This window comes from Arenimonas sp., from assembly GCF_019459675.1.
Taxonomy (GTDB): Bacteria; Pseudomonadota; Gammaproteobacteria; order Xanthomonadales; family Xanthomonadaceae; genus Arenimonas.
The window spans coordinates 1-7,513 of the sequence record NZ_JAIBFH010000476.1 but is presented as its reverse complement, the minus strand read 5'-3'; the positions used below and the strand labels follow the sequence as shown (position 1 = coordinate 7,513).

At 68.3% G+C, this 7,513-nt stretch carries 7 protein-coding genes; 3 read left to right on the top strand and 4 right to left on the bottom strand.

What is annotated here, in order from left to right; genetic code table 11:
- Positions 1-118: 118 nt before the first annotated feature.
- Both K0M70_RS15610 and K0M70_RS15605 read right to left on the bottom strand, forming a co-directional pair.
- Positions 119-1,819 carry a proline--tRNA ligase gene (locus K0M70_RS15610; RefSeq protein ID WP_290783563.1) on the bottom strand — a complete coding sequence of 567 codons (1,701 nt, stop codon included), beginning with the start codon at positions 1,817-1,819 and terminating at the stop codon, positions 119-121.
- Between the two features lie 93 nt (positions 1,820-1,912).
- Positions 1,913-2,293 carry a hypothetical protein gene (locus tag K0M70_RS15605; protein WP_290783559.1) on the bottom strand — a complete coding sequence of 127 codons (381 nt, stop codon included), beginning with the start codon at positions 2,291-2,293 and terminating at the stop codon, positions 1,913-1,915.
- A 135-nt stretch (positions 2,294-2,428) separates the two neighbouring features.
- Here K0M70_RS15605 and pssA point away from each other — a divergent pair, with 135 nt between their 5' ends.
- Genes pssA through rimI form a run of 3 tightly spaced genes read left to right on the top strand, consistent with a single transcriptional unit; the run spans position 2,429 to position 3,963 of the window.
- Complete coding sequence (gene pssA, locus K0M70_RS15600; RefSeq protein ID WP_290783556.1) at positions 2,429-3,190, top strand: CDP-diacylglycerol--serine O-phosphatidyltransferase; 762 nt, start codon at positions 2,429-2,431, stop codon at positions 3,188-3,190.
- On the top strand, positions 3,187-3,459 hold the full coding sequence (locus K0M70_RS15595) for a hypothetical protein (RefSeq protein ID WP_290783553.1): 273 nt from the start codon (positions 3,187-3,189) through the stop codon (positions 3,457-3,459). Before pssA ends, K0M70_RS15595 begins: the two co-directional genes overlap by 4 nt.
- A gap of 3 nt (positions 3,460-3,462) precedes the next feature.
- On the top strand, positions 3,463-3,963 hold the full coding sequence (gene rimI, locus K0M70_RS15590) for a ribosomal protein S18-alanine N-acetyltransferase (protein WP_290783550.1): 501 nt from the start codon (positions 3,463-3,465) through the stop codon (positions 3,961-3,963).
- A gap of 1 nt (position 3,964) precedes the next feature.
- On the opposite strand, the gene K0M70_RS15585 is transcribed toward rimI, so the two are convergent.
- Both K0M70_RS15585 and K0M70_RS15580 read right to left on the bottom strand, forming a co-directional pair.
- Entirely contained in the window at positions 3,965-6,724 is a 2,760-nt protein-coding gene (locus K0M70_RS15585; protein WP_290783548.1) for a valine--tRNA ligase, read from the bottom strand.
- A gap of 514 nt (positions 6,725-7,238) precedes the next feature.
- A partial coding sequence (locus tag K0M70_RS15580) for a hypothetical protein (protein WP_290783545.1) occupies positions 7,239-7,513 on the bottom strand: 275 nt, incomplete at its 5' end.

The window sequence follows — 7,513 nt, the reverse complement described above, 5'->3', positions numbered from 1 at the left end:
GGGGGGGGCGGGCGGGGCCGCCGGACGGCGCCCTGGGGCCCCCCACCCACCCCCCCCCCAAACCGGGGGCCGGGGGTGGGGCGCCCCCCGTCGTGTCAGCCGATGTCGCGGCGTGGCGTCAGCCGATGCCCAGCTGCGCCATCAGTGCGGCGCGGTCCAGGTTCTGGCTGTCGCTGTCGCAGCGGCCGCGGTACTCGAACTGGCCCGACTCCAGGCCACGGCCCGACACCACCACCCGGTGCGGAATGCCGATCAGCTCGATATCGCCGAACATCACGCCCGGGCGCAGGCCGCGGTCGTCGATGACCGTGTCCAGGCCAGCGGCCTTGAACTCGGCATACAGGGCGTTCGCCGCCTCGACCACGGCCGGGTCGTTCTTGGGGTTGATGATGCAGACGGCCACCTGCCAGGGCGCCATCGGCGCCGGCCAGCAGATGCCGCTGGCGTCGTTGTTCTGCTCGATGGCGGCCGCGACGATGCGCGACACGCCAATGCCGTAGCAGCCCATGTGCATCACCTGGGCCTTGCCCTCGGCGTCCAGCACGGTGGCCTTCATGGCCTCGGCGTACTTCTGCCCCAGCTGGAACACGTGGCCCACTTCGATGCCGCGGGCGATGCGCAGCGTGCCCTGGCCGTCGGGCGACGGGTCGCCTTCCACCACGTTGCGCAGGTCGGCCACCAGGGCCGGTTCGGGCAGGTCGCGGCCCCAGTTCACGCCGGACAGGTGGAAGCCCTTGCGGTTGGCGCCCACCACGAAGTCGGCCATGGCGGCCACGCTGCGGTCGGCGATCACGGTGATGGGCTTGAGCGGGTTCACCGGGCCCAGGAAGCCGGGCTCGCTGCCCAGGAATTCGGTGAGCTCGGCTTCGGTGGCCAGGCGGTAGTCGGCCAGGCCGGGCAGCTTGGCCAGCTTGATCTCGTTGACCATGTGGTCGCCGCGCACCAGGGCCAGCACGAAGCCCTGTTCGCCCATCATCGCCACCGACTTGACGGTGCGGCGCAGCTCGATGCCCATCAGCTTGGCCACTTCCTCGCAGGTGCGCTGCCAGGGCGTGGTGACGTCGGCCATCGCTTCGGCCGCCGCCGGGCGCGCGCCGGGCGACACGGCCTCGGCCATCTCGACGTTGGCGGCGTACTGGCTGCCGTCGGAGAAGGCGATGGCGTCTTCGCCCGAATCGGCCAGCACGTGGAATTCGTGCGAGGCGGTGCCGCCGATGGCGCCGGTGTCGGCGTTCACCGCGCGGAACACCAGGCCCAGGCGGGTGAAGATGCGGGTGTAGGCGTCGTACATCGCCTGGTAGGTGGCGGCCAGGCTGTCGTGGCCCAGGTGGAAGCTGTAGGCGTCTTTCATGAGGAACTCGCGCGCGCGCATCACGCCGAAGCGCGGCCGGATCTCGTCGCGGAACTTGGTCTGGATCTGGTAGAAGTTGAGCGGCAGCTGCTTGTAGCTGCGCAGCTCGTTGCGCGCGAAGTCGGTGATGACTTCCTCGTGCGTGGGGCCGTAGCAGAACTCGCCGTCCTTGCGGTCCTTGATCTTGAGCAGCTGGCCGCCGAACTTTTCCCAGCGGCCGGTTTCTTCCCACAGCTCGCGCGGCTGGATGGACGGCATCAGCAGTTCGATGGCGCCGGCGCGGTCCATTTCCTCGCGCACCACCGCTTCAACGCGGCGCAGCACCCGCAGGCCCAGCGGGCTCCAGGTGTACAGGCCCGAGGCCAGCTTGCGGATCATGCCGGTGCGCAGCATCAGCTGGTGGCTGACCACTTCGGCGTCGGCGGGGGTTTCCTTGCTGGTGTTGAGGTGGAACTGGGAAAGACGCATTGAAAGGACCGGCCGCAGGGTGGGCCGCCATTGTAGCGGCGGCGCGGTCGCTCCGCCCCGGCCGGTGCGGCCGGGCCTGGAACCCTGGGTCGCTCAGCCCTCGGGCGGGCAGAAAGCGGTGACCTGGCGCTTGGCGAGCTCGGTCTCGGCGGCGCGTTCGTCCGGCGTTATGACTTCAAGTTCGCCGTCCCCGTTCTTGTCCCGGCGCAGCACCTTGTCCGAGGCGTACATTTCGACGCTCAGCTTGGCGCGCTCGCAGGCGATTTCGTTCTCGGTCTTGGGCTTCGGCGGCGCGGCCGGCAGGGCGGGGTCGCGCCCGTCCACCTTGCGCTGCTCGCCCTTGTTCGGGTCGATCTGGCTGTAGGAATTGGTGCCGTCGGCGTTGGTGGTCTTGTAGACGGTGGTTTCCTGCGCGAAAAGCAGGCCGGGCGCCAACGCTAGCGAGAGGGCGATCAACAGGGACGGGCGGGACATGGCGGACTCCGGGGGTGGGTCGGGGGGGGCGTGCAGCGCCCGTGATACCACCCCCGTCCCGGGCCTGCAAGGCACGGCGATGCACGTGGCCCTCGCTGCTATGGGCTGATTCAGGGAGCCGCTACACTGGCGGCCATGGAACCCAACGACGAACCGGGCCCGGCCAAAGGCCGTGGCATCTACCTGCTGCCCAACCTGCTGACCACGGGCGGCCTGTTCGCGGGCTTCTACGCGATCCTGGCGGCCGCCAGCGGAAACTTCGAAAACGCCTGCATCGCCGTGTTCGTGGCCGCGATGTTCGATGGCCTGGACGGACGGGTGGCGCGCATGACCGGCACCACCAGCGACTTCGGCGTGCAGTACGACTCCCTGGCCGACCTGGTGAGCTTCGGCATGGCGCCGTCGCTGGTGATGTACCACTGGGCCCTGGTGGGCTTCCGCGCCGACGGCCCGGTGCTGGCCAAGGTCGGCTGGGCCGCGGCGTTCCTTTACGCCGCCTGCGCCGCGCTGCGGCTGGCGCGCTTCAACACCCAGGTGGGCTCGACCGACAAGCGCTGGTTCATCGGCCTGGCCAGCCCGGCCGCGGCTGGCCTGGTGGTGTCGTTCGTTTGGGCCATGAACACGTTTGGCTTCAGCGGCCAGGGCCTGCGCTGGCTGGCGCTGGCAGTGACGGTGTCGGCGGGACTGCTGATGGTCAGCCGCATCAAGTACTTCAGCTTCAAGGGCTTCCCCAAGGGCGAACGGGTGCCGTTCTTCGTGCTGCTGCTGATCGTGCTGGGGATCGCGGCGCTGTTCATCGCCCAGGCCAAGGGCCTGCTGGCCATCGCGGTGGCCTACACGCTGTCGGGCCCGGCCTGGTGGGCGTGGACCCGGCTGCGGCGCAAGAGCGCGGCATGAGCTGGAATCCGCAGCAGCAGGCCATGCTGTCGGCGATGGGCTACACGCTTTATCGCCAGGCCGGCGCGGCACCGGAAGCCGATGCAGTCCCGCCGCAGGCGGCGGTTCCGGCGCGCGCTTCCGACCGCCTGCTGCAGGCGCTGGTCCGCGCGGCCGGTGGTCGCGACCTGGCCGCGCTGGGGCTGCCACCGATGGAACAGCTGCGCGCCAGCGGCGCCGCCAAGCGTGCGCTCTGGCCCCGGCTGCGGGCGCTGCGCCGCAGTCGCTGAGCCATGAGCGCCCGTCCCGCCCCCGGCACCCAGGTCCGGCCGATGAAGCAGCTGGACATCGATGCCGTCGCGGCCATCGAGAACCGCTCGTACGTCTTCCCGTGGACCCCCGGCATCTTCCGCGACTGCCTGCGCGCCGGGCACCAGTGCTGGGTGCTGGAGGCCGGCACCCAGCTGCTGGGCTACGGCGTGCTTAGCGCCGCCGCCGGCGAGGCGCATATCCTCAACATCTGCATCGCCCCGGAATACCAGGGCCGCGGCCACGGCCGTCGCCTGTTGCGCCGCCTGGTGGACCTGGCGCGCTGGCACAAGGTCCAGCAGGTTTTCCTGGAGGTGCGTCCCTCCAACCCGGCCGCCATTGCGCTGTACCGGGACGAAGGCTTCAACGAGATCGGCCAGCGGCCCAACTACTACCCCGCCGCGAAGGGGCGCGAGGACGCCATCGTGATGGCGCTGGAGCTGCTGCCGCCCGACGGCTCGCTGCAGTGGCCGCCGCCGGACTGAATCAGCCCAGCTTGGCCCGCTGCTCCGCCAGCGCCGCCCGCTGTGCGTTCCACTCGACCAGGCGCGTACGCTCCTGGTCCACCACGGCGGCCGGGGCATTGGCCACGAAGGTGTCGCTGGACAGTTTGCCTTCGCACTTGGCGATCTCCACCGCGATGCGCTTGAGCTCCTTGTCCAGGCGCGCGGTTTCGGCGCCCAGGTCGATCAGGCCCTCCAGCGGGATCAGCAGCTTCAGGCCGCCCAGCAGCGCAGCGGCGGACGCGGGCGCATCGCCCGTGGTCCAGGCGATGGATTCGAGCTTGGCCAGGAAGGTGAGCGCCGCGCCGTGGCGCTCCACGCGCGCGCGGTCTTCGTCGTTGCCGTCCTGCAGCAGCAGCGGCACGGCCTTGGCCGGCGAGATGCCCATCTGGCTGCGGATCGAGCGCAGCTGGGTGACGGCCGACTTGAGCCACTCGATGTCGGTGGCCGCGGTGGCGTCCAGCAGTGACTCGTCGAACTCGGGGTAGGCCTGGGTGCTGATGCTGTTGCCGGTGATGCCCAGGTGCGGCGTTACCGCGTGCCAGATTTCCTCGGTGACGAAGGGCGTCAGCGGGTGCATCGCGCGCAGCAGGGTTTCGAGCACGTACAGCAGCGTGTGGCGGGTGCTGTCGGCGGCGGCCTTGTCGTCGCCCCACAGCGCGGGCTTGGCCAGCTCCAGCGACCAGTCGCAGTACTCGTTCCAGGCAAATTCGTACAGCGCCTGCGACGCCAGGTCGAAGCGGTAGTCGGCGTAGCCGGCCTGCACGTCGCGCACCATGTGCTGCAGGCGGTGCAGGATCCAGCGCTCGGCGTCGGTTTTCGGCTGGGGCGTGCCGGTGGCGGTGAAGCCTTCGCAGTTCATCAGCACGAAGCGCGCGGCGTTCCACAGCTTGTTGCAGAAGTTCTTGTAGCCCTCGCAGCGCTGCAGGTCGAACTTGATGGCGCGGCCGTGGGTGGCCAGCGAGGCGAAGGTGAAGCGCAGCGCGTCGGCGCCGAAGGCGGCGATGCCTTCCGGGTATTCCTTGCGCGTGGCTTTTTCGATCTTGGGCGCGTCGGTGGGCTTCATCAGGCCGCCGGTGCGCTTGGCCACCAGCGCGTCGGCGGTGATGCCGTCGATGAGGTCGATGGGGTCGAGCACGTTGCCCTTGGACTTGGACATCTTCTGGCCGTCGCGGTCGCGCACCAGGCCGGTGATGTAGACCTCCTTGAACGGCACTTCGCCGGTGAAGTGTTCGGTCATCATGATCATCCGGGCCACCCAGAAGAAAATGATGTCGAAGCCGGTGACCAGCACCGAGGTCGGCAGGCGCTGCGCATAGCCCAGCCGGTCCATGGCCTCGGGGTCCGGCCAGCCCAGCGTGCTGTGCGACCAGAGGGCCGAGGAGAACCAGGTTTCCAGCACGTCGTTGTCGCGCACCAGCACCACGCCGGCGCCGAGCTCGAAGCGCTGGCGCACTTCCGCCTCGTCCAGGCCCACGTAGACCTTGCCGGCCGCGTCGTACCAGGCCGGGATGCGATGGCCCCACCAGAGCTGGCGGCTGATGCACCAGTCCTGGATGTTGCCCATCCAGTGGCGGTAGGTGTTGATCCAGTTCTCGGGCACGAAACGCACCTTGCCCGACTCCACCAGCTCCAGGCCGCGCTCGGCGAACTTGTCCATGCGCACGAACCATTGGTCGGTGAGGTAGGGCTCGATCACCTGGCCGGTGCGGTCGCCGCGCGGCACCTGCAGCTTGTGCTTCTTTTCCTCCACCAGCAGGCCCAGGGCTTCCAGGTCGGCCAGCACCACTTTGCGGGCGGCGTAGCGGTCCAGGCCGCGATATTTCTCCGGCGCGTTGCCGTTGATGGCCGCCTCGGGCGTAAGGATGTTGATCAGCGGAAGGTCGTGGCGCTGGCCCACGGCGTAGTCGTTGAAGTCGTGCGCGGGCGTGACCTTCACCACGCCGGTGCCGAATTCGCGGTCGACGTAGTCGTCGGCGATGATCGGGATCTCGCGGTCGCTCAGCGGCAGGCGCACGGTCTTGCCGACCAGGTGGGCGTAGCGCTCGTCTTCCGGGTGCACCATCACGGCGGTGTCGCCCAGCATGGTTTCGGGGCGCGTGGTGGCCACCACCAGCGAGCCGCTGCCGTCGGCCAGCGGGTAGCTGATGGACCACAGCTTGCCGTCTTCTTCTTCGCTCACCACTTCCAGGTCGGAGATGGCGGTCTTGAGCACGGGGTCCCAGTTCACCAGGCGCTGGCCGCGATAGATCAGGTCGTTGTCGAACAGGCGCACGAAGGTTTCCAGCACGGCGCGGCTGGGGCCCGGGTCCATGGTGAAGGTTTCGCGACTCCAGTCACCCGAGGCGCCCATGCGGCGCATCTGGCGGGTGATGGTGTCGCCCGATTCCTGCTTCCAGTCCCACACTTTTTCGATGAACTTGTCGCGGCCCAGCGAATCACGCGTTTCGCCCTTGCCCTCGAGGGCGAGGTTGCGCGACACCACCATTTCGGTGGCGATGCCGGCGTGGTCGGTGCCCACCTGCCAGAGGGTGTCGAAGCCCTTCATGCGGTGGTAGCGCACCAGGGCGTCCATCAGGGTGTGCTGGAAGGCGTGGCCCATGTGCAGGGTGCCGGTGACGTTGGGCGGCGGCAGCATGATGGTGTACGCGGGGCCGGTGCCCGAGGGCTTGAAGCAGCCGGTGGATTCCCAGTGGGCATACCACTTGGTCTCGAAGGTCTGGGGCTCGAAGCTCTTTTCCATGGGGCACTCAATGCAACCGCCCGGCGCAGGGCCGGGCCGAAGGGGCGGGGAATAGCCCAAATCCTACCAAATCAGTTGCTTGGCGGCGAGAAGCGCGTGCGCCGTGCGCACGACATGCGGCTGTACGGCGAGCGCCGCCCCACACACAGGGGTCACCTGCCCGGCGTCTTGCTAAGCGCCATCCCTGGCAGCAAACGCCGGCCGTTTCGGACTCCTGTCCTCCACTTCAGGTAACCCCTGTGTGTGTGCCGTCGCCCCGATCCGCGCAGGCACACCGCAGCAAGATCAAGAGCCAGCTTCCGGCAAGGCCAGGCTGTGCGCACATCGACCCCGTGCGCAGACTTCAGCGCTTCAAGCGTGTTGTCCAATGGCTAGCGGAATGTCCGATTCCGGCCAGGAGCGGACATCAGCGCCAGGGAGACAACACCCGAGTGACGCCTTGCCGCGCAGGACTGAGTTCAGAACTCAGTCCTGATGGGGCGAACTCGGATTGGACGACTTTCCATGCAGCACTCTAGTGCTTGAGATCCTGATTGATCGGCCACAGCATGCGGCCGTCCGTCACTCCCAAGCCAGCATAGTCAGCGTTGTCGACCGCCGACTTCGGCACCGTGAAAGTGAGGCCTCTGAGCACGACTTTGCGATTCTTTTCATCCAGTCTAACGCTTGTCGGAATGCGCGCTTCGTAAGTGATGGTTGCCTTGCCACCTTCTGGATCACGGAGTGTCGTAACCACCCGGACAGTAGGGGAAACCACTTCAGTGGTGGAATTCACAGCCGCTTCGGGAT